21 protein-coding genes are annotated in these 21,041 nt (G+C 68.2%); 4 read left to right on the top strand and 17 right to left on the bottom strand.

Annotated features, from left to right (window positions below):
* Positions 1-16: 16 nt before the first annotated feature.
* The 8 genes from HWX07_RS26495 to HWX07_RS26460 form a co-directional block, all read right to left on the bottom strand.
* Complete coding sequence (locus tag HWX07_RS26495; RefSeq protein ID WP_175878261.1) at positions 17-1,105, bottom strand: iron ABC transporter permease; 1,089 nt, start codon at positions 1,103-1,105, stop codon at positions 17-19.
* A gap of 15 nt (positions 1,106-1,120) precedes the next feature.
* Complete coding sequence (locus tag HWX07_RS26490; RefSeq protein WP_175878260.1) at positions 1,121-2,038, bottom strand: helical backbone metal receptor; 918 nt, start codon at positions 2,036-2,038, stop codon at positions 1,121-1,123.
* Positions 2,035-3,126: a ChuX/HutX family heme-like substrate-binding protein gene (locus HWX07_RS26485; RefSeq protein WP_175878259.1), complete on the bottom strand. Its 1,092-nt coding sequence runs from the start codon at positions 3,124-3,126 to the stop codon at positions 2,035-2,037. Before HWX07_RS26485 ends, HWX07_RS26490 begins: the two co-directional genes overlap by 4 nt.
* A gap of 49 nt (positions 3,127-3,175) precedes the next feature.
* Positions 3,176-5,449, bottom strand: coding sequence for a TonB-dependent hemoglobin/transferrin/lactoferrin family receptor (locus HWX07_RS26480; protein WP_175878258.1), 2,274 nt, complete (start codon positions 5,447-5,449; stop codon positions 3,176-3,178).
* 228 nt (positions 5,450-5,677) lie between these two features.
* Positions 5,678-5,905 (bottom strand): hypothetical protein, encoded by a 228-nt coding sequence (locus tag HWX07_RS26475; protein ID WP_175878257.1) that lies wholly within the window; start codon positions 5,903-5,905, stop codon positions 5,678-5,680.
* A gap of 193 nt (positions 5,906-6,098) precedes the next feature.
* Positions 6,099-6,482: a DUF6232 family protein gene (locus tag HWX07_RS26470; protein WP_175878256.1), complete on the bottom strand. Its 384-nt coding sequence runs from the start codon at positions 6,480-6,482 to the stop codon at positions 6,099-6,101.
* Positions 6,483-6,606: 124 nt separating this feature from the next.
* Positions 6,607-6,867, bottom strand: coding sequence for a DUF2866 domain-containing protein (locus tag HWX07_RS26465; protein WP_011548992.1), 261 nt, complete (start codon positions 6,865-6,867; stop codon positions 6,607-6,609).
* Positions 6,868-7,088: 221 nt separating this feature from the next.
* Positions 7,089-8,246 (bottom strand): porin, encoded by a 1,158-nt coding sequence (locus HWX07_RS26460; protein WP_011694874.1) that lies wholly within the window; start codon positions 8,244-8,246, stop codon positions 7,089-7,091.
* Positions 8,247-8,839: 593 nt separating this feature from the next.
* Between HWX07_RS26460 and HWX07_RS26455 the strand changes: the two genes are divergently transcribed.
* On the top strand, positions 8,840-9,646 hold the full coding sequence (locus tag HWX07_RS26455) for a MetQ/NlpA family lipoprotein (RefSeq protein WP_175878255.1): 807 nt from the start codon (positions 8,840-8,842) through the stop codon (positions 9,644-9,646).
* A 153-nt stretch (positions 9,647-9,799) separates the two neighbouring features.
* On the opposite strand, the gene HWX07_RS26450 is transcribed toward HWX07_RS26455, so the two are convergent.
* The 4 genes from HWX07_RS26450 to HWX07_RS26435 form a co-directional block, all read right to left on the bottom strand.
* Complete coding sequence (locus tag HWX07_RS26450) at positions 9,800-10,915, bottom strand: succinylglutamate desuccinylase/aspartoacylase family protein (protein WP_175878254.1); 1,116 nt, start codon at positions 10,913-10,915, stop codon at positions 9,800-9,802.
* 222 nt (positions 10,916-11,137) lie between these two features.
* Positions 11,138-11,920, bottom strand: a complete 783-nt coding sequence (locus HWX07_RS26445) for an ABC transporter substrate-binding protein (protein WP_124466630.1) — start codon at positions 11,918-11,920, stop codon at positions 11,138-11,140.
* A gap of 226 nt (positions 11,921-12,146) precedes the next feature.
* Entirely contained in the window at positions 12,147-13,067 is a 921-nt protein-coding gene (locus HWX07_RS26440) for a LysR substrate-binding domain-containing protein (protein ID WP_175878253.1), read from the bottom strand.
* 60 nt (positions 13,068-13,127) lie between these two features.
* On the bottom strand, positions 13,128-14,075 hold the full coding sequence (locus HWX07_RS26435) for a helix-turn-helix domain-containing protein (RefSeq protein ID WP_175878252.1): 948 nt from the start codon (positions 14,073-14,075) through the stop codon (positions 13,128-13,130).
* A 106-nt stretch (positions 14,076-14,181) separates the two neighbouring features.
* On the opposite strand from HWX07_RS26435, the gene HWX07_RS26430 reads away from it, so the two are divergent.
* Positions 14,182-14,490, top strand: coding sequence for a DUF3817 domain-containing protein (locus HWX07_RS26430; protein ID WP_175878251.1), 309 nt, complete (start codon positions 14,182-14,184; stop codon positions 14,488-14,490).
* Positions 14,487-14,888, top strand: a complete 402-nt coding sequence (locus HWX07_RS26425; protein WP_175878250.1) for a CopD family protein — start codon at positions 14,487-14,489, stop codon at positions 14,886-14,888. The genes HWX07_RS26430 and HWX07_RS26425 overlap by 4 nt, the downstream gene beginning before the upstream one ends.
* 9 nt (positions 14,889-14,897) lie before the next feature.
* Here the strand turns inward: HWX07_RS26425 and HWX07_RS26420 are convergent, their stop codons facing one another.
* The 3 genes from HWX07_RS26420 to HWX07_RS26410 all read right to left on the bottom strand — a co-directional run bounded on the left by HWX07_RS26420 (position 14,898) and on the right by HWX07_RS26410 (position 18,298).
* Positions 14,898-15,491, bottom strand: a complete 594-nt coding sequence (locus tag HWX07_RS26420; RefSeq protein ID WP_006480394.1) for a hypothetical protein — start codon at positions 15,489-15,491, stop codon at positions 14,898-14,900.
* Positions 15,492-15,703: 212 nt separating this feature from the next.
* Positions 15,704-17,092 (bottom strand): NCS2 family permease, encoded by a 1,389-nt coding sequence (locus HWX07_RS26415; RefSeq protein ID WP_244130038.1) that lies wholly within the window; start codon positions 17,090-17,092, stop codon positions 15,704-15,706.
* Between the two features lie 528 nt (positions 17,093-17,620).
* Positions 17,621-18,298 (bottom strand): TetR family transcriptional regulator, encoded by a 678-nt coding sequence (locus HWX07_RS26410; RefSeq protein WP_175878249.1) that lies wholly within the window; start codon positions 18,296-18,298, stop codon positions 17,621-17,623.
* Positions 18,299-18,346: 48 nt separating this feature from the next.
* Here HWX07_RS26410 and HWX07_RS26405 point away from each other — a divergent pair, with 48 nt between their 5' ends.
* Positions 18,347-19,012, top strand: coding sequence for a class I SAM-dependent methyltransferase (locus tag HWX07_RS26405; protein ID WP_175878248.1), 666 nt, complete (start codon positions 18,347-18,349; stop codon positions 19,010-19,012).
* A gap of 122 nt (positions 19,013-19,134) precedes the next feature.
* On the opposite strand, the gene HWX07_RS26400 is transcribed toward HWX07_RS26405, so the two are convergent.
* Together HWX07_RS26400 and HWX07_RS26395 are read right to left on the bottom strand one after the other, a co-directional pair.
* Positions 19,135-19,653, bottom strand: a complete 519-nt coding sequence (locus tag HWX07_RS26400) for a DUF3455 domain-containing protein (protein ID WP_175878247.1) — start codon at positions 19,651-19,653, stop codon at positions 19,135-19,137.
* Between the two features lie 219 nt (positions 19,654-19,872).
* Positions 19,873-20,988, bottom strand: a complete 1,116-nt coding sequence (locus HWX07_RS26395; RefSeq protein ID WP_175878246.1) for an alkene reductase — start codon at positions 20,986-20,988, stop codon at positions 19,873-19,875.
* Positions 20,989-21,041 lie beyond the last annotated feature (53 nt).

The following is a 21,041-nucleotide window of genomic DNA, read 5'->3' as shown; positions in this document are numbered from 1 at the left end:
CGTCGTGAAGAAGGGATCATCCGCCGAGCGCGCCGCGGTTCTTCCACAGCAGCGCGAGGAAGAACGGCGCGCCGAGCAGCGCGGTCAGCACGCCGAGCGGAATGTCGGCGGGCGCGGCGAGCGTGCGCGCGGCAAGATCGGCCGCGAGCGTCAGCAACGCGCCGAGCAACGCGGCGCCGGGTAGCACGATGCGCTGGTCGGGGCCGCATGCGAGGCGCACGCAATGCGGCGCGACGAGCCCGATGAAGCCGATGATGCCCGCGCACGACACGAGCGCGCCGACCGCGAGCGCGACCGCGACGAGCACGCGCCGTTTCAGTTGCTGCACGGGCACGCCGAGATGCAGCGCTTCGGTTTCGCCGAGCTGCAGCGCGTTCAGCGCGTCGCGTTCGCGCGCGAGCAGCACGCAGCCGATCGCCACGCACGGCGCGACGGCCGCCAGCGTCGACCATTGCGCACCGCCGAGGCTGCCGAGGCTCCAGAAGGTCAGCGAACGCAACTGCGCGTCGTCGGCGACGAACGTGAGCAGCCCGATCGCTGCGCCGACCAGCGCATTGATCGCGATGCCGGCGAGCAGCAGCAGCGGCAGCGCGAGCCGGCCGCGCGACGCGGCGAGCCGGTAGACGAGCGCCGCGACCGCGAGGCCGCCCGCGAACGCGGCGGCCGGCAATGCGGCCGCGCTCGCGTGGGCGGCGAATAGTGCGGGGCCGAGCACGATCAGCGCGGTCGCGCCGAGCGCGGCGCCGCTCGACACGCCGACGAGCCCCGGATCGGCGAGCGGATTGCGGAACAGCGCCTGCATCGCGGCGCCGGTCGCACCGAAGCCGCCGCCGACCAGCAGCGCGAGCACGACGCGCGGCGCGCGGATGTCGAGCAGCACCGCGCGCGCCTGCTGCGCGGCCGCGTCGCCGCTCAGCGCGGCCCAGGCTTCCGCCAGTGGAATGCGGTATGCGCCGACGCACAGCGCGACGATGGACATCACGCCCACCAGAGTGGCGAGCGCGACCAGGACGAACGGTGCAAAGCGGCGCGACGTGCCGAGGCGCGCGGCACCGGCGTGCGGGGCACGCGACGGTGCGTTGAAGGGCGAAGCGTGAGCGGGCATCGGGTCGATCCGAAATCAGGCGAGCGCATCCGACAGGCGTCGATGCAGGGTCGTGACGGCGAGCGGCAGGCGCGGGCCGAAGCCGAGCAGGAACAGCGCGTCGAGCGACACGACGCGCCGCGCGCGGCCGGCCGGCGTCGCGCCGAAGCCGGGCGTCGCGAGCAGCGCGGCGTGACCGCCGACGGCCGCCAGCCCTTCGTCGGAGATCAGCACGACGTCGGGGGCGGCCGCCGCGAGCGCCTCGGTCGTCAGCGGCTTGTAGTGATCGAAGCCCTGCATCGCGTTGCGCGCGCCCGCGTAGCGGATCATCGCATCGGCGGCCGTGTGCTGGCCGGCGACGAGCGCCTGGGCGCCGGTATGGTTCAGCACGAACAGCACACGCGGCGGCTGCGCGCCGCCGGGCACGCGCGCGGCGACCGTGTCGCGCGCGGCCTGCCAGTCGCGATCGAAACGCTGCAGCAGCGCGGTGCCGGCGTCGCGCACGTCGAGCGCCTGCGCGACGCCGGTGATCTTCGCGCGCACCGATTCGACGTCGTGACGCTCGTCGAACGTCGTCACCGCGACGCCGGCGCCCTTCACCTGCGCGATCGCGGTCGGCGGGCCGGCTTCCGCCGATGCGAGCACGAGATCGGGCCGCAGCGACAGCAGCCCTTCGGCCGACAGCGCGCGCTGGTAGCCTACCTTCGGCAGGCGCTTCGCGGCGTCGGGATACGTGCAGGTCGTGTCGGCGCCGACGAGCCGGTAACGCGGCGTCTCGGCGCCGCCGAGCGCGAATGCGGTTTCCGCCAGCGCGCCGCCGATCAAGATCACGCGCTTCGGGGCGGCCGGTGCGCGTTGGGCGAACACGCCGCCGGGCAGCGCACCCGCGAGCGCGCCGGCCGCCGCGCCGGCCAGCAGCGACCGGCGGTGCGGATCGAACGGCCGCGCGCTCACCGCGCGGCCCCGCGTGCGGCCGCCGGCAGCGTCGCGACGAGCGCGCGCCAGTCATCGCGCTCGAGCTTGCCGGGCTTGCGCTCGCCGAACAGCAGCGCGACGTGGTCGCCCTGCCGGTCGAACAGTTCGAGCGACGTGACGATGCCGTCGCTCGTCGGCTTCTTCACGACCCAGGCGGCGGCGATCAGGTCTTCGCGCACATGCAGGTTGAAGCCCGGATCAAGCACGTTGATCCACGCGCCGACCTCGCGCACGTTCGCGACGGGGCCCGTATGGATCTGGATCATCCCCGCGTTGCCGACGAACACCATGATTGGCTGGCCGCTCTTCGCCGCCTGCTCGAGCACGTGGCGCAACGCATGCGCGGTTTCGACCGGATACGCGTAGTGCGGATCGGCGAGGCGCAGCGCCTGCATGCGGCTCACGCCGAAACGCTGCGTGATGCCGAAGAACTGGTGCGTGTCGGTCATCGCGTCCCACGCGGCGCGAAAGCCCGCGACGTCGATTTCGGTGTCCGCGCGCTCCGGCGTTTTCGGTGCGGCGGGCGCGACCTCGAGGCCCGGCTCCTGCGACGGCGCGCGCCAGCGTTCGACGAACGCGTCGTACGCGGCATGATCGCTGTGCGCGCGCAGGTAGACCTTGTGGATCGCATGGCCCTGCGCATCGAAGAACTGCAGGCTTTTCAGCGGGCCGTGCGCGGTCTCGTCGCGCACCGCGAACGCCGACACCCAGTGACGATAGAAGATGCGCAGGTCGATGTCGCCGAGCGCGAGCCCGACCGGGCCGTCGTGGCTCATCTGCGCGTACTCGCCATCCTTTTCGTGGACGGCCGTGTCGTTGCGCGTCAGCGCCATCACGCGGCCGAGGCGCGGCATTTCCTCGAACATCGCCGGAAAGCGCGCGTCGAGCCGCACGACGTGCTCGCCGACGAACACCGCGAGCGCCTCGCCTTCGCTGACGCCGAGCGCCTGCGCGACGTCGCGGTTGCGCAGCTGGCGCTCGGTCTTGAGCTTGATGAACGCGTCGCGCAGCGCGGCGGCCGCGCGGGCCGGCGTGGCCGATTGACCGGGAAGGGCGGATTGCATCATGTCGGACTCCTTCGAGTAACGGTTGGGGTGGGCGCGCGGGCAGCGCGCATCAGAAATCCACTTTCATGCTGACGGCGACCGTGCGGCCGGGCGACGAATACGCGTCGAGCACCTGCGAATCGGCCGCGATGCCGCGCACGTCCGACCAGTTCCAGTACTTGCGGCCGAACAGATTGCGAATGCCGATCGTCGCGCTCACGTGCTTGTTGAAGCGGTAGCCGCCGCGCAGGTCGACGACGAACGAGGACGGCGGCGTGAAGCACGCCTTGTTCGAACAGTCGGACTTGTCGACGTCCTTGTCGCGTTTGGCGGCCTGGAACAGCAGGTCGGTCTGCACGAACCAGCGTTCGGTCGGCTCGTACCGCACGCCGAACACGGCCGAGAACGGGTTCACGGTGTTGAGCGGCTGGCTCGCCGCGCCGTCGTTCTGCGTCGAGCCCTTCGTGAACGCCATCGCCGTCTTCAGCGTGATGCCGTTCGGCATCACCCATTCGGCGCGGCCTTCGAGGCCATGGATGCGCGCGTCGGCGAAGTTCACGTACTGGAACACGAACGGGTCGACCGGCCGGCCGCTGCCGGCGATCGTCGTGCGCGAGATGAAGTTGCGGTAGCGGCCGGTGAATGCGGCCGCGCTGTAGCGCACGACACCGTAGCCGGTGCCGCCCTTGCCGCGCAGGCCGGCTTCGAACGTGTCGCTGGTTTCGGGCTTCAGGTTCGGATTGCCGATCGACGTGTAGCCGTACACGGGGTTCGAGAAGCTGCTGTTCACCTGGTCGGGCGTCGGCGCGCGGAAACCGTGCGCGTACTGAACGTACGGAATGACCGCGGGCGTGATCTCGTAGAGCACGGCGACGCGCGGCGACAGTTCGTTCGCGCTCGTCGACACGGCCTTGCCGGTGAACAGCGGATCGTTTTCGGTCGGGCTCAGCCGGTACGTGTCGAAGCGCAGGCCCGGCGTGACGAGCAGGCGGCCGTAGCCGATCTGGTCCTGCACGAACGCGCCGAACAGCGTGTAGTCGGTGTCGGGAAACGCCTTGTTGGGGAACGCTTCGCCGACGCCCGGCACCGTGCCGTCGCGCAGGTTCGTCACGCGCGACAGGCTGCCGTCGACGCCGTAGAGCAGCTTGTGCGCGAGCGGGCCGGTCGAAAAGCCGCTTTCGGCGAACGCGGCGCCGCCGAACGTGCGTTCCTTGTACTGGTTGTCGCGCGAGCGCGAGGGTAGCCTGCCGCGCGTCTCGAACGCGTACTGGTCCTGCTTCGCGTCCTGGTAGTAGAACTGAACGTGCCCGGTCTGGAACCAGCGGAACGCGTCGTCGCGAAAGTCGTAGTCGACGCTGAAGCGGTTGCGCTCGAGCCGGTCGTGGGTCGTGAGGCCGAGCGTGGCCGGCACATTGATCGCCGACAGCACGTCGGTGCTCACGCGCCGCTGCACTGTTTCGGCGGTGAACCTGATCGTGTCGCGCGTGGTGGGCGTCAGCACGAGCTTGCCGAGCAGCGATTCCGAATACACGTCCTGCGGGTTCGACGTCGTGCGCAGCGTGCTCGCCGAGTTGTTGCTGCCGCGCGTGTCGACCTCGTGGCCGCGCCGGCCGTCGGCGATGATCATCCCCTGGATGCGATCGTTGCCGCCCGCGGCCGACACCGTCGCGCCGATGCTGCGGTCGGTCGAGTCGTAGCTCGGCCGGAACGAGAAGTAGTAGGGCTTGTGGTAGATCGACAGCAGGTCGCGCGGGTCCTTCGTGATGAAATTCACCGCGCCGGTCAGGCCGTCGCTGCCGTAGAGTGCCGACGCAGGCCCGCGCAGGATCTCGATGCGCTTGAGCGTATCGAGATCGGCGTAGTCGCCACGGCCCGCTTCGAGCGGGCCGAACGAAAACGCGTTCGGCAGACGGATGCCGTCTTCCATCAGCAGCACGCGATTGCCTTCGAGGCCGCGGATGTTGATGCTCGAATCGCCGTCGCGGCCGCCGCCGAGCGCGGCGCTGCCGGGTCGGTACGCGGTGCGGCGCACGGTGATGCCCGGCTCGTAGCGCAGCGCGTCCTTGATGTTGGTGGCCTGCTGTTCTTCGAGATCCTCGTCGGTGATCACCGACACGGACGCCGCCGTGCGGCTCGCTGCGGTGGCGGTGCGGGTGGCCGTGACGGTGACGGGGTCGAGCAGCGCCGCCTCGCCGTGCGTGGATGCGGCGGCGGTGGTCAGGACGGCGGAAGGCGGAGTGGCGCCTTGCGGCGACGAATCGGCGTGAGCCGGGGCGGCGGACAGGCCGAACGCGCCGAACAGCGCGGCACAGATCGGCCGCCGCGCCAGCGTATAGCAATGCACAGGTGGTCTCCCATTGACGATAACAAGCCCGAAGGCTGGCTGGGCGACGCGTTCACCTGGCTGGCCCGTTTGCACGCGACATGCGGCAAACGGCGATTTGAAAGGCAACTGACAACTTTACCAGTGTAAATGAGAATCATTATCAATACAAGGACGCAAAGCCGCGCGTGCGAGTGAGCGCTCGCCTGCGCGGCCCGGGCGAGGCGTGGGGAAAAGTCTTCGAGAAACTCAGGCCAGCGCTTCGATGCGGATCAGCAGGTTGCGCGCATGCGCGATGAACGCCTCGTGCGTGGCGCGATCGCTATGGCTCTCGATCCCGGCCTGTTCGGCGAACGCGATCTGTTCGGTGTAGAGCTCGACGAGCGCACGGCGCGTGTCGGGGGGAAGCGCGCGGATCATCGACACGATCAGCAGTTCCTGCGCGCGAAGCATGCCGGACAGCGATTGAGCGTTCATGCTGGCCTCCTCGGACGATGCGGCGGCGAGCCGCTCTTTCCATACTAGGCGGTCGGCGTCCGCCGTGGAGGCGAGGTGCGTGGGGGGCGGCGGCGGGCGGTACGCGATGCGACGCGAACGCCGCGCGAGCCGATATTCGCCGCGAATGTGTGCGGCCCGCGCGAACCGGCGCGGGCACGCATGCGAAGGAAAATCAGCCGGCCGCGGTGGCGGACCGCGCATCGCGCACGATTTGCGCGACGCGTTCGACGAATTCGGCGTCGACGCTCGACAGCGCTTCGCGCTTGCCGTCTGGCATCTCGACCATCAACCGGTACGTGATGTCCTGCGTGGCCCACGTGAGATAGCCGACGACGACGAGCATCACGCCGACCACCAGCGCGGCGCTCGATGCGCCGATGCCGCCTGCGACGGCGATGGCCGCGCCGATCAGCGAGATCAGCGACGGCACGAGACGGTTCTTCGGGATCTTGACGACATCGACGTGGCGGATGTCACGCAGTGCGAATACCTGCCCGGCGGCCGACAGGCCGTTGCGTGTGACCATGACGCCGCGTTCGTTGAATGCGTTTTCCATCGTGTGGTGCGTGGACGAAAACGCGCAGCGTAGCAGGTTTCGTTGCCGCGTCAAACGAGACCGACTGCCGCACGGTGCGTGCGGCATGGCCGACAGACGGGAAGCGGGTGGAGCGCAAACGCGTTCAGAACTGCAGCCGGCCGTCGCCGTAAAGGCGGCCGGGCACGTGCGACGCGACAACCTCGGCGATCTCTTCGTCGGTCGATTCGGCCGGCACGATCTGGCGCCGCGCGGGCGCGTCGAGATGCATCGTCCACTCGACGAGGCGATAAGGACGGCCCCAGGGCCGCTGCATTTCCACCGAGACGCGGCAGCTCTGGACCGGCAGCGAGTGTTGGCACGTGAGAATCGCGTGCAGATGGCTGAAAACGGTATCTTCGATCATCGTGGCCTCCGATCCTGTCTTGTGGGCAGTTGATGGCGGTGCCGTAGGGGTGTCTCAAAAAAAAAGCCGCCGATGCTCAGGCGGCCAACAGGGGGGGTGGAAGCATCCTCTCAGCCCAGAATTAAGCGAAACTTAAAAGCCCATAAAAAAGCGCCCCGCGTGCAGCGGGGCGCTTCGTGCCGTCGTGATCCGCGCGTGACGCGGCCAGTTAAGCGGATGCTTTAGAACTTGTGGCGGATACCGATACGTGCGGCGATCTGGTTCTTCGAACCCGTGCCCGACGTATTGAAGTAGCTCGTGCTCGAGCCGATCTGCGCTTGCACGCCCTTGCCCGAAGCCTGCTGGTACACGACCAGGCCGTACACGTCCGTACGCTTGCTGAGTGCGTAGTCGGCGATACCGTTGACCTGGTTCCAGTGCCACGAGTTGCCGTTCTGCGTCGCGTTCGTGTACGTGTAGCCGAGGCCGCCCGACAGTGCCGGCGTGAAGGCGTACTTCGCGCCTGCTTCATATGCGTTGTAGAACGTGCCGCCCGCGCCCGACACCGTCGAGAACTGCGTACGCGTCCACAGCAGCCATGCCGTTGCCGGGCCCCAGACGTAGCGGCCACCCACGCCGTACGTGCGCAGGTCGCGGACGTTGCCGGTGCTCAGGTTCGCGATCGTCGTCGAGAAGCCGGGCGTCGACTGGCTCGGGTAACGGATGTCCGTGTACGCCGCGCCGACCGAGACCGGGCCGTTCGCGTAGTTCAGGCCGAAGCTGTATGCGCGCGACGAGCCAGCGGTCGTCGTCGTGCCCGTCGTCGTGGCCGGTGCGCCAGCGAAGTCGGTCGAGTTCGAGAAGCCGTACAACGCGCCGAACGTGAAGCCCGAGTAGTTCGCGCTCTGGAACTTCACGGCGTTGTTGATGCGGCTCGACGTGAGCTGGTCGATGTCGTTCACGTGGTACGCGTAGTTACCCGCGACCGTGTTGCCGCCCGTCGAGTAGTTCGAACCGAGGATGTCGGTCGAGAACGAGTACTGGCGGCCGAACGTGACCGTGCCGTATTGCGACTGGCTCAGGCCGACGTAAGCCTGGCGACCGAAGATCGCGCCACCCTGGCCGATCGTGCCGTTGCCGCTGTTGAAGCCGTTTTCGAGCACGAAGATCGCCTTCAGGCCGCCACCGAGGTCTTCGGTGCCGCGCAGGCCCCAACGGCTGCCCTGGGCCACGCCGTCGTCGTACTTGAACAGCTTGCCCGTGCCGCCGTTGGCGGTCTTGCTGTGGTTCACGTAGCTGATACCGGCATCGATGACGCCGTACAGGGTCACGCTGCTTTGTGCGTGCGCCGTGCCGGCCGTTGCTGCCAGGGCGGCGATGGTCAACAGTTTCTTGTTCAAAGGATTCTCCGAGCGAATGAATGGCGTGTCCAGTTGCGGTTCCGGCGCTCTCTATGGGCGCTTTCACGGACCGGCGCAACTTTATCGGCGGGCCACGTAATGAATATGACAGCGACTGTCATATGAAGAATGTGTGGTGCCGATGCGACATTAGGGCCTGCTTGCATAGGGAACGTGCATGCGTTGCCACGAGAACGGCCGCTCGCGAGGCGCGCGCCGCCGCGAATACTCGCGTATCGCCAAGGAGCGCAACGCGGCGAGCGGCCGTTCTCGTGGCACCCCCAAACTAAAAATCAATCCACGGGAATGCCTGAAATCGCCCGCATGGCGGCGTCGTTCGTCGCTTGTTTGGCGCGGCCAAACGGCGCTCCTCACTCCTTGCCCTGCGAGCGATTTCAGGCGTTCGCATGCACGTTCCCTATGCAAGCAGGCCCTAAATTCTGCCCGGGTTGTATAGCGGGGGTTATACCGATTTCGGCTGAGATTCGATTCCGAACAGGAATATGCACATGAAATAAGCTTGGTTGATCGCGTTCCGCGCCTCATGCCACGATCCGTCCTCCAACAATTGACACGGGACAAGAGGACACCACATGCGACGTTCGATCCTGACCGGCCTCGGCGCACTCGCCGCCGCACTGGCATTCGCCGCGCCCGGCGCGCACGCCGACTCCCAAACGCTGAAGGTCGGCACGATGAGCGGCCCCGACGCGCAAATCTGGACCGAGGTGACGAAGGTCGCCGCGCGCGAAGGCCTCGCGATCAAGGTCATCGAATTCAACGACTACGTGCAGCCGAACGCGGCGCTCGACGCGGGCGACCTCGATGCGAACGGCTTCCAGCACCAGCCGTTCCTCGACAGCCAGATCAAGCAGCGCGGCTACAAGATCGTCAACGTCGGGCTGACCTACACCGCGCCGATGGGCTTCTATTCGAAGAAGATCAAGTCGCTGAAGGATTTGCCGGTCGGCGCGAAAGTCGGGATCCAGAACGATCCGTCGAACGGCAACCGCGCGCTGCTGCTGCTGCAGAAATACGGCGTGATCAAGCTGAAGCCGGGCGTCGGCGCGAACGGCGTGAACGCGACGCCGCTCGACATCGCCGAGAACCCGAAGAAGATCAAGATCGTCGAGCTCGATTCCGCGCAGTTGCCGCGCGCGCTGCCCGATGTCGACGCCGCGTCGATCAACACCGATTACGCGGTGAAGGCCGGACTCACGCCGGTGAAGGATGCGATCGCGATCGAGGATCTGCGCGGCCCGTACGCGAACCTGATCGCGGTGCGCGCGCAGGACAAGGACAAGCCGTGGGTGAAGAAGCTCGTCGCGGCCTATGAGTCGGACGACGTGCGCAAGTTCATCGACCAGAAGTTCGGCGGTGCGATCGTGCCGGCGTTCTGAACGGTCTTCGCGCGTAGCGGCCGGCGGCGCAGTATCGGCCGCCGCCGCGCGCGCCGGAAAGCAAATCGCCCGCGCAAGCGGGCGATTTCGTTTGACACAGCCGATGGCGTGCGGTGCGCGCCGTGGCCCGGCGCGCGGGCCGGGCGCTCGGGCTCAGGCCGACAGCAGCGACCCGGTGCGGATCGCGGTCGCGCCGGCGATCCGCGCGACTTCCATGCCGGCCGTCGCGAAGCGCACGACCTGGCGCGCGTACAGCACGCCCGACACGCTGCTCTTCAGCGTGACGACGCGATCGGTCAGCGGATCGACGATGTCGGCCACGGCCTGCCCGGCCTCGATCATCGCGCCGACCGGGGTACGGAACACGATCACGCCCGACACGGGCGCGACGAGCGGATCGGTGCCCGCGAGCGGCGTGGCCGGATGCGCGAGCGGCGGCAGTGGCGCCGGCGTGCCTTCGACGATGCCGCGCTCGGTCAGGTATTCGATGATCGCCTGCGCGTCCTTTTCCGCGAACTCATACGACACGTCGCGTTCGCTGCGCAGTTCAACCGTGACGGAAATCGCGCCGTTCGGGATCGGGAAGCGGTCGCCGAAGCGGTTGCGCAGATCCGACCAGCAGAAGCTGTGGATTTCGTCGAACGGGTTGCCGACCGAATTCAGCGCGAGCAGCGACGCCTTGGCATCGAGATAGCGCGCCAGCGGCTCGACGTCCGCCCACAGATCGGGATTCGTGTAGAGGTGCATCACCGCATCGCTGTCGCAGTGCAGGTCGAGCACGATATCGGCGTCGAACGAAAGCTTCTGCAGCGCGAGGCGCTGCGAATCGAGTTCGGTGCGGGGCTTCTGTTCGTCGAGCGCTTCGCGCATCGCGGTGCGCACGGCGACGAGATTGCGCTGCGCGTCGTTCGTGAGGCGGCTTTCGACGTGCGGCAGCACGAGCGCCGCGAGATCGTGGAAATTGCGGTTGAAGTTCTGCATCGAGCCGAGCTCGAAGCGGCCGAGGTGATCGCCGAACACGTGCTGCGACAGGCCGATCGGGTTGGGCACGGGCACGATGACGACTTCGCCTTGCAGCTTGCCGGCCGTCTCGAGCGCGGCGATCTTGCGGCGCAGCAGCGTGGCGACCAGCATGCCGGGCAGCTCGTCCGCGTGCAGCGACGACTGGATGTAGACCTTCTTGCCGCCGCGCGGGCCGTAGTGGAAGCTGGTGATCTGGCGTTCGGTGCCGACGGCGGGGGAAATCAGCGGATGGGTCTGCGTTTGCATGATGGGGGAGTGCGGCGCAGCCGCGAGTGATCCGTGTGCTTGGAGGATCGATTGTACGTTGCCTTCCTCGCCGCCATCAAACCGGCCCCGGAGCGCGCAGTTTTCCGTTGAGAATCATCAGGTTGGCGCGGAAAAAATAACATCGCTCGCACCGCGCGCAAAAAAACGGGCTCCTTGCGGAGCCCGTTTCCATCATGCCGAATCGTGCGTCGGTCGGCCGGATTACTTGCCGTAGACGTCGAAATCGAAGTACTTCTTCGCGATCTTGTCGTACGTGCCGTCCTTGCGCATGCCGGCGATCGCGCCGTCGATCTTCGTCTTCAGGTCGGTGTCTTCCTTGCGCAGGCCGATGCCGGCGCCGTTGCCGAGCGTCTTCGGATCGTCGAGGTCCTTGCCGGCGAAGTCGAAGTTCGCGCCGCGCGGCGTCTTCAGGAAGCCGATTTCAGCCTGCACCGCGTCCTGCAGCGCGCCGTCCAGACGGCCGGAGATCAGGTCGGCGTAGACCTGGTCCTGGTTCTGGTAAGGCACCACGTTCACGCCCTTCGACGCCCAGTACGTCTTCGCATAGGTTTCCTGGATCGTGCCCTGCTCGACGCCGACCGACTTGCCCTTCAGCGATTCGGCCGTCGGCTGCAGGCCGGCGCCCTTCTTCGTGACGAGGCGCGTCGGCGTGTTGAACAGCTTCGACGAGAACGCGATCTGCTCGGCGCGCGCCGGCGTCATCGACATCGACGACAGCACGCCGTCGAACTTGCGGGCCTTCAGTGCCGGGATCATCCCGTCGAAGTCGTTTTCGATCCACACGCATTTCGCGTTGATGCGGCGGCAGATCTCGTTGCCGAGATCCACGTCGAAGCCGACCACCTTGCCGTCGGCGCCTTTCGATTCGAAAGGCGGGTAGCTTGCGTCGACGCCGAACCGCACGGTCGACCAGTCCTTCGCGTATGCACTGCCGGCCGATACGGCGAGCAGGGCCACGGTCACAGCCGCAAGAATCTTTTTCACTCGGTGACTCCTCGTTTTGTTCGATGGGTGCGCGGTTGTGCCGCGCCGTAAGCCTTCGGCCCGCCGCGGCTTCGCGTCGGACAGTCCGTTTCGCCCGCCCGATGGGGGCGCGCGACGTGCGCAAGATTATCAAGACAAAATACCGGCAGGGCGCCTAGGACAAGCCCCGATACCGGGCCCGGCGGCGGCGCGTCGGATGCGCAGCCGTTTCACACACAGGAACGATTCAGCCGAGCGTTTCGTTGACCGCGCGCTGCAGGCACGTGACGAAGTGCGACACGGCGGGCGTGGGCAGCAGGTCGCGCCGCGCGATGATCGACAGGTCGAAGCGCGGCATGCTTTCGTCGAGTTCGGCCGTGCGGATGCCGAGCGGCGCGACCATCGCGGCGAGCGGGCGCGTGAAGCAGCCGATCACGTCCGAGCGCGCGACGAGCCCGAGCGTCACCGCGAACGACATCGGCGAGCGCAGCAGACGTTTCGGCAGCGGCAGCCCGTGCGCCTCGAACATCCCCACCATCACGCTGTGCGGAAACTGCTCGGCGCCCACGGTGACGATCCACTCGGCGTCGAGCAATTCCTCTAACCGGCGCGCCCGCGCGAGCGGATGACCGTCGCGCATCACGATCGTGAATTCGGTCGACAGCAGCGGCAATTGCGTGAAATCGCGGTCGAGCGCGGGCACATGGTGCATCGCAGCGATGTCGAGCGTGCCGTTGCGCAGTTGCGCGAGCGCGTCCGGCACCGTCATTTCCTCCAGATGCAGGCTGACGTTCGGCATCGACTGGCGAAACGCCGTCACCGCATCCGGCAACGCGGTCAGCGCGATCGACGGCATCGTGCCGACCGCGACGCGGCCCGACATCTCGCCTTTCACCTGCTCGACGGCCTCGACCGTGCGGCGGACGTCGCCGAGCAACTGCTCGGCGCGCGGCAGCAGCGCCGCGCCGCAGGCGGTCAGCTCGACGCCGCGCACGCTGCGCACGAGCAGTTCCGCGTTGAGCGCCGTTTCGAGCTCGCGGATCGTGTGCGTGATCGCCGGCTGCGTGACGCCGAGCTCGCGCGCGGCGGCGCGCAGGCTCTTCAGGTGCGCGGCGGAGACGAATGCCTGGAGCTGCGCGATGTTCAGGGGATTGCGGATGCGGGTCATCGGTCGGGTCCGGTTGGCGCGAGCGGGAGCGGTGGGTTCGGGGGCCGAGCCCGCTGAAGGTCACGCATCGGCGCGCGCGCGGAATGCCTGCCGATAGCGCTGCGGCGACGTGCCGACGATACGCGCGAAGCGTTCGCGAAACGCGGTGACCGAACCGAACCCGGCTTCCGTCGCCACGTGTTCGATCGACAGCTCGGTCACCTCCAGCAACTGCTGCGCATGCCGCACGCGAGCGGTCTGCAGCCATTGCCCGGGCGACGTGCCCGTCTGCTCCTGGAAGCGCCGCGTCAGCGTGCGCACGCTCGTCGACGCCTTGCGCGCGATCGCGTCGAGCGTCAGCGGCTGGCGCAGGTTCGCGTGCAGCCAGTCCATCAGGTCGTGCAGCCCGTCGCCGCCGGCCGGCCATTCGGGCGCGATGAACTGCGCCTGCCCGCCTTCGCGCACGCGCGGCGCCACCGCGCTGCGGGCGGCGTCGACGGCGACCGCCGCGCCATAGTCGGCCTGGATCATGTGCAGGCACAGATCGAGGCCGGCCGCCGCGCCGGCCGAGGTGAGGATCTGGCCGTTGTCGACGAACAGCACGTTCGGGTCGACGTCGACGTTCGGATGGCGGCGCGCGAGTTCGGCGGCCGCGAGCCAGTGCGTCGTCGCGCGCAGGCCGTCGAGCAGCCCGGCTTCCGCGAGCACGAACGCGCCGCTGCAGATCGATGCGATCCGGCATCCGCGCGCGGCCGCCGCGCGCAGCGCGTCGAGCACGCGGCGCGACGTGGGCGCGAGCGGCACCGACGTGCCGGGAACCATGATCGTGTCGGCGTCGGCCAGCGCATCGAGGCGAAACGGCGGGCGCAGCTCGAACAGCTCGCCGCCGACGCGCGGCTGCTCGCTGCACACGCGCACGCGGTACGCCGGCTCGACATTCGGCGCCCGCACGCGCGCGAAGGTATCGCAGGCGACGCCCAGATCGAACGGGACGACCTCGGGCAAGGCGAGAACGGCGACCGTGTGCATGGCGTTCGAGGCCGTGGCCAGAATCCGTTGAAAGATGTCATTCTAGCCAATGGCTCGACCCGGCGCCACACGCGACAATCGCGGCGGACTACCTGGAGGCCTGCCGATGAAACAAGACGATCGCGACGCGTTGCGGAACCTGCAATACCTGTCGCTGCTGGAGGCGACCACGCTCGTCGTGCTGGTGTGCGTGGCCGTGCCGCTCAAGCATCTGGCCGGCTATCCGGTGGCGGTATCGATCATGGGCCCGGTTCACGGCATCGCGTTCGCGATGTACGTGTGGGCGGTGGTCGGCACCGCGTCGAGCGGGCTGTGGAGCAAGCGCGAGGTCGCGCGGCTCGTGCTGTCGGCCGTCGTGCCGTTCGCGGGGCTGGCGAGCGCCGGCTGGATCGCGCGCAGGCGGCACGCGCGATGATCTACCTGATGCTGAAGGTCGTCCATCTGGCCGCCATCGTCACGTTCGTCGGCGGGTTGTTGTTGTCGTCCGTCGCGGTGCGGATTGCGAATCTCGCCGTGCATCGCGCGGTGCGGCGCTGGGATCGCACGGTGACGGCGCCCGCGCTCGCGATCGTCTGGATCGCCGGCCTCGCGCTCGCGCTGAGCGGCCACTGGTTCGGCGCCGCGTGGCTGTCGGTGAAGCTTGCGCTCGTCGTTGCCTTGTCGATGCTGCACGGGGTCCTGGCCGGCACGCTGCGGCGCATGGAGCGCGACGATCTCGTCGTCGTGCCGGCGCCGTGGCTCGGGCACGCGGCCGGCGTGGTGATCGTCGTGATGGCGCTCGTCGTCGGGCTGGCCGTGATCAAGCCGTTCTGACGGAACGACTCAGGCCAGCGCGATCTCGACCGCCGCCAGCGTACGACGCCGAATCCAGCCGCTCCCCAGCCGGATCGCGAGCCAGTACGGCGTGAACAGCGCGCGCGTGCGCGCGCTCGGGCAATGGACGAAGGTTTCGGTGCGCAGGATGTGCGCGCCCGACGCGAGCCCGACCACCTCGAACCGCAGCACCAGCTTCGCATCGCGCGGGTCGTCGTGCCGGACGAAGGCGTCGGCATCCGCGAGCGGGCGCACGTCGGGCGTCGGGCGCCAGAAGCGGCCGACGAGGCCGAGCGACAGCGATGTGTCGTCGCGATGGAGCGGCGTGAAGGTGTCGAAGCCGAAGCGCGCGCGTTCGGGGCGGGCCGGCGCGTGGCGCAGCGCGCCGGCGATGGCCGCCGGGAATTCGCGCACCGTCAGCAGCGTGTCGATGACGGGATCGGCGCGCATGTCGAGCGACGCGACGACGTCGATGATGCGCGCGGGCGGCGCGCCGATCGGCTGCGATTCGTGCACTTCGTGGAAGCCGAACGACGGAATGAACGGCGGCTTGCGCGCCGAGGCCCGGGTGCTCGATTCGGAGACGATGCCGAGTGTGTTCATCGCGACTCCTGAAGGCAAAACGCGATCGTAGCACCGGGCGCGAACGGGTGTCGCGCCGTTTGCGCGCAGCGCGTCGCGTCGCGCCGCACCCGCAAAAAAAGCCTGGAAACTCGCGTTCCCAGGCTGGAGGCCATCAACGATGATGGTGGAGGAGACGATGTCGTCCCGATGCGCGCCGCCCTTCTACCGGCGATGTCGCGCATGGCTTGCGCTCAGATGGCCCAGCCGCCGAGATAGAACGTGACGAGCACGGCGGCGATGAGCACGGTGCCGACGTTGAGCTTGCGGAATTCGCCACTGGCGACGCGGCCGATCACGAGCGTCGAGAAGCCGAGCATGATGCCCGTCACGATGTTCGCGGTCAGCACGATGAACACCGCGCACACGAGGCCCGACATCGCGTCGACCATGTCGTCCATGTGCAGCTTGCTCACGCTGCCGAGCATCAGCAGGCCGACGTACATCAGCGCCGGTGCGGTCGCATACGAGGGCACGAGGCCCGCGAGCGGCGAGAAGAACATCACGACGAGGAACAGCAGGCCGACCACGGCCGCCGCGAGGCCCGTCTTCGCGCCGGCGGCCACGCCGACGCTCGACTCGATGTAGGCCGCCGCCGGCGCGCCGCCGAGGAAGCCGGAGAAGATCGAGCTGATCGAATCGGCGGTCAGCGCGCGGCCGCCGTTGATGATGCGGCCGTTCGCGTCGAGCTGGCCGGCTTGGCCCGCGACCGCGCGGATCGTGCCGGTCGCGTCGAACACGGCGGTCATCACGAGAGCCAGCACGCTCGGCAGCACGGCCATCGACAGCGCGCCCTTGATGTCCATCGCGCCGATCAGCGACGCGTGGCCCGGTGCGCTGAGCGACGGCAGCGCGAAGATGCCGCGGTACTTCACGCCCGGATCGAAGATCAGGCCGAACACCGAGATCGCGATCACGACGAGCAGGATGCCGCCCGGCACGCGACGCTTTTCGAGGCCGAAGATCGCGGCGAGGCCGACGACCGACATGATCACCGGGAACGCGGTGATCTGGCCGAGCGAGACCGGCAGGCCGGCGCCCGGGTTCTTGATCACGAGGCCCACGTCGTTCGACGCGATCAGCAGCAGGAACAGGCCGATGCCGATCCCCGTGCCGTGCGCGACGCCCGCGGGCAGGTTGCGCAGGATCCACGAACGCACGCCGGTGACCGAGATGCCGGTGAACACGAGGCCCATCAGGAACACGGCGCCGAGCGCGACCGTCGGAGGCAGCCCCTTGCCGAGCACGAGCCCGAACGCGGTGAACGCGGTCAGCGAGATCGCGCAGCCGATCGCGATCGGCAGCTTCGCCCACAGGCCCATCAGCAGCGAGCCGAACGCGGTCGTGAGGCACACCGCGACGAACACCGCGCTCGTGTCGAAGCCGGCCTTGCCGAACATGCCGGGCACGACGAACACGGAATAGACCATCGCGAGGAAGGTGGTCACGCCGGCAATGATCTCGCGGCGCTGCGTGCTGCCGCGCGACGAAATGCCGAAGTACCGGTCGATGGCGCCGTTGGCGCCCAAGCCGGTTTCTTCCGCGCCGACGCCGACCGTCGGCTGCACCGGGGTATCACTCATGAGCTTGCTCCTTTATCAGCATGCTGAAACGGCCCGTAGCGAACCGTCGTCAGGGTGTCTCGTATCTAGTTGGATTGATCGGCAACGTCGTTGGGACGCATGACGCGTGGTGTGTGTCGTTACGGGCGAGTCGAAACGATCGCGAGGGTGTCGCGTCGGACGACGCGTGGTGTGGGCGACCCCGTCACGTGTGCTTTGCCGTAGCGAAGGTTAGGCGAGCCGCCCATCACGTCCCATCGGGGGAAGAGCATGCAGCGCATGTCGCAGCGCTTATATCGGCGTGCGACGGGGCTCCGTCGCGCCGGCCCGCGTGTATACGCCTAGTTCGAATCCGTTAAGGCGACTATTTGAATGCAGGGTCGGCAGGCAGCGCGCAAGCGGGCGAGGCACTGGATCTTGCGAATTGCTTTCAGAATGGGCCGGAAGCCGGCGCGAACCGGGGCGGGTGACGGGATTCATCGCCGCGCGCCACCTGCATCCGGACGATACGGCTGGCGCGCGTGAGCGGTTTCCGTGTCGGCGCGGGCCTCAATCGTGCGCGAGATGCGCGAGATACGCGCAGAACATGTCGGCCATCGCGGCCGAATAAGCGTCGATTTCCGCCGGCGTGCGCGCCGTTTCGGAGAATGCCTTGCCGCCCGTGGTGAGCGTCGTCAGGATCAGCTCGCACGCGAGCGCATGCGTGGCGTCGGGCACGTCGGGCAGCGCTTCGCGCATGAACGCGCTGAACGCACGATTGCCCTCGACCTTCACTTCCTGCGCCTCGGGGGCGTCGCGATAGAGCGGGGCCGCATCGTCGAGGGCGATGCGCATCGGCGCCTCGTCGCATTCCGAACGGATGAACGCGTGGACGGCGGTGCGCAGCCGCTCCGGCGGCGTCTTTCGCGTGTCTTGCAGTATCCCGCACAGCATGTCGTGCGTCTGCCGCCACTCGTCGTGCTGGAGCCGGAACAGCACGGACGCCTTGTTCGGGAAGTACTGGTACAGCGAGCCGACGCTCACGCCGGCCCGCTCGGCCACGCGCGCCATCGTGAAGCGCTGCGCGCCTTCACTCGCCAAAACCTGAATAGCCGCTTGCAGGACGTCCTCGACGAGACGGGTCGAGCGCGCCTGCCGAGGCTGCTTGCGCGTGGCGATCGGGGCGTTTCGGCGGTCGGTCATGAGCGGTTTGCCAATGCGAATAGTAAAACCTGAATAGTTCGTCATATTCTAGTCGGGTGCAACGACGCACTCAACTGCTACCGGAGATATCGCATGACCACCCTGATGCTCGACCCGCTGGCTTCGCTGCTGGCGCGCCTGTTCGACGAAGCCGACGCGTCGTCGCCCGCGACGAGCCCGGCCTTCGCCAACGTGTCGCGCGACGAGCAAGTGCGGCTGATGCGCAGCAAGACGGACTACGCCGAGTTGTATGCGCGCCTGAAGGACTACCCGCTTCCCGTGTCGCGCGAGACGGGCATGCTGCTGTACATGCTCGCGCGCGGCGGCGGTGCGAAGGCAATCGTCGAATTCGGCACGTCATTCGGCATTTCGACGCTGCATCTCGCGGCCGCGCTGCGCGACAACGGCGGCGGGCGGCTGATCACGAGCGAGTTCGAGCCGTCGAAGGTCGTGCGCGCACGGGCGAACCTGGCGGCAGCCGGATTGGCCCATCTCGTGGAGATTCGCGAAGGCGATGCGCTGCGTACGCTGGCTAACGATCTGCCGGATGCGGTCGATCTGCTGCTGCTCGACGGTGCGAAGGCGCTGTATCCGGAGATTCTCGCGCGGGTCGAGCCGCGGCTCGGGGCGGGCGCGTTCGTCGTGGCCGACAACGCGGAATACAGCCCCGATTACCTGGCTTACGTGCGTGCGCCGGAAAACGGCTATCTGTCGGTGCCGTTCGGCGGCGACGTCGAACTGTCGATGCGGACGCGCTGACCAGACGGAACGAGGGTGTCGGCGATTTCACGCTTTCCCGCATCAAATATAGGATGGTTGATTAAATCGAGGCATGGCGAAAGGCGACGGGATGATGCCCGTCGCTTGCGACGTCGTGCGCGTCACTTCAGGAACACGTAGCGCGCGAAGTACGGGAAGCGGCCGACCGCATGCTCGGTCGTGCAGGTCGCGACCGGCGGCGTGCCGCCCGCCGTGTCGAGCCGCTGCACGAAGCGTACGCCGGCGAGCGTGCCGGTTGCCGCCGGCGTCGCCGCGAGCAGCAGTTGCGGAACGCTGGCCGCGCTTGCGCTCGGCACTTCCGCGAGCTTCTTGCCGGTAATGCGGCTGCCGTCGAGCGCTTCCCACGATGGCCCCGCACCGTGCCGCACGACGAGCGTGCCGCTTTCATCGAACAGCATCGCCTCCGGGCGCTTGAAGGCCCACGCGAGCCGGTGGTCGGCATCGTATTCGCACGCATAGATCTGCACGCCGGTCGCGGTGGTCGCCAGCACCGGCGTGGCCGGCGCTGGCGGCGCGAGGCCGGCGGCCTCGTCGGCGTGGGCGGGCGCGGTGAAAACCGCCAGGGAAAGACCGGCCGCAAGGGCCAGCAGCATGTCGCGTGTCGGGGAGCGGCTTGGCATGACGGGGCGTCCTTTCAGGTCGGGTGACGGTCGTACGGCGTCGATCCCGTCAACGTTAGACGCCGATCGCACAGGCTGCAATGCGGAAATGACAATCGCGCCGATAGTCGCCGCGATTGCCGCAGGGCAGGCGCGCGATCAGCGGATCGCGACCGGTTTGATGTTGACCTGCGTGGAGCCGACGTACAGCGGCTGGCCGAGCACGAACGGGAGAAGCGTTCAGGCCGCGGCTTGCGCGAGCGTCGGGTAGTCGGTCAGGCCGTGGGCGCCGCCGCCGAACAGCGTGTTGCGATCGTGCGGCGCGAGCGCGGCGCCGGTGCGCAGCCGCTCGGGGAGATCGGGGTTCGCGACGAACGGGCGGCCGAATGCGACGAGGTCGGCCCAGCCGGCGGCGATCGCTTCGCGGGCGCGCTCGGCGGTGTACGCGCCGGCATAGATCAGCACGCCCGGGAACGCGGCGCGCAATTGCTGCTTGAAGGCGACCGGCATCAGCGGCGCGTCGTCCCAGTCGGCTTCCGCGATGTGCAGATAGCCGACGCCGAGTTCGCCGAGCAGCTTCGCGGCGGCGAGGTAGGTGGTTTCCGGGTCGTCGTCGACGCAGCCGTTCAGCGTGGTCAGCGGGGCGAGACGGATGCCGACGCGCGACGCGTCGCCGGCTCCTTCGATCAGCGCCTGCGTGACTTCGCGCAGGAAGCGCAGCCGGTTCTCCAGCGAGCCGCCGTACGCATCGGTGCGCGTGTTCGCGTTCGAATCGATGAACTGGTTCACGAGGTAGCCGTTCGCGCCGTGCAGCTCGACGCCGTCGAAGCCGGCTTCGATCGCGTGGCGGGCGGCGGCGCGGTACTGGTCGACGATCTCGCGGATCTCGTCGATCGACAGCGCGCGCGGCTCGGACGCCTGCACGAAGCCCGGCGTGCTGCCGTCTTCACCGGCGATGAACACGTTCACGCCCTTCGCCTGGAGCGGCGACGACGATACGGGCTGCTGGCCGCCGAGCAGGCTCGTGTGACTCAGCCGGCCGACGTGCCACAGCTGCGCGAAGATGCGGCCGTGCGCGGCATGCACGGTGTCCGTCACCTTGCGCCAGCCGGCGACCTGTGACGGCGTGTGGATGCCGGGCGTCCACGCGTAGCCCTTGCCGAGCGGCGCGATGTAGGTGCCTTCGCTGACGATCAGGCCCGCGCTCGCGCGCTGCGCGTAGTACGCGGCCATCAGTTCGTTGGCTTCGTCGCCGGGCTGGCTGGCGCGCGAACGCGTCATCGGCGGCATCACGATGCGGTTCGGCAGCGTCAGCGCGCCGAGTCGCAGCGGTTGGAAAAGCGGGTCCTGGGTCATGGTGGTGTCCTGTCGGGTCCTGTCGGTGCCGCGGCCCGGGGGCCGCGGATGGG

It is taken from the genome of Burkholderia sp. BCC0097, assembly GCF_902832985.1.
GTDB lineage: Bacteria > Pseudomonadota > Gammaproteobacteria > Burkholderiales > Burkholderiaceae > Burkholderia > Burkholderia orbicola.
This window is presented reverse-complemented; position numbering and strand designations above follow the sequence as displayed.